The following is a 356-nucleotide window of genomic DNA, read 5'->3' on the forward strand; positions in this document are numbered from 1 at the left end:
CCCCCGTGATTCGCCCTCCTCCCCCGCCCTGCCCGTCCGCCGCTCCCACCCATCTCGGCACCTGTGTCCCCGGTATCCGGCGGGTCTACCCCTCCGGGGTGGCGTCCCGCTGCACGCTCCTGTATTCGGCTTCGCGCTCCTATGCCTCCAAGCCCACGATCCGCCTGCGCGAGTAGATCTCCCGCATCAAGATGACCGACCAGGGCAACAGGCTGCGCGCCTATGGCCGCAACGTCATCGACCTGGGCAACCGCTGCCGGGAGGTAAAGGCCTGCGTGCCGGCCCTGGCCTACACCTTTTCGCGCAGTCCGACCGAGGTCGTGGTGGAGCATGAAGAGCGCTCGGCCGGGGAGTCG

At 69.1% G+C, this 356-nt stretch carries 1 pseudogene; it reads left to right on the plus strand.

What is annotated here, in order from left to right:
* Positions 1-125 precede the first annotated feature (125 nt).
* Positions 126-356, plus strand: a pseudogene (locus BTM36_RS29230) (glycosyltransferase); the annotation flags it as partial.

The sequence above is a fragment of the Herbaspirillum sp. VT-16-41 genome (assembly GCF_001994935.1).
In the GTDB taxonomy this organism is placed as follows: Bacteria; Pseudomonadota; Gammaproteobacteria; order Burkholderiales; family Burkholderiaceae_D; genus Herbaspirillum; species Herbaspirillum frisingense.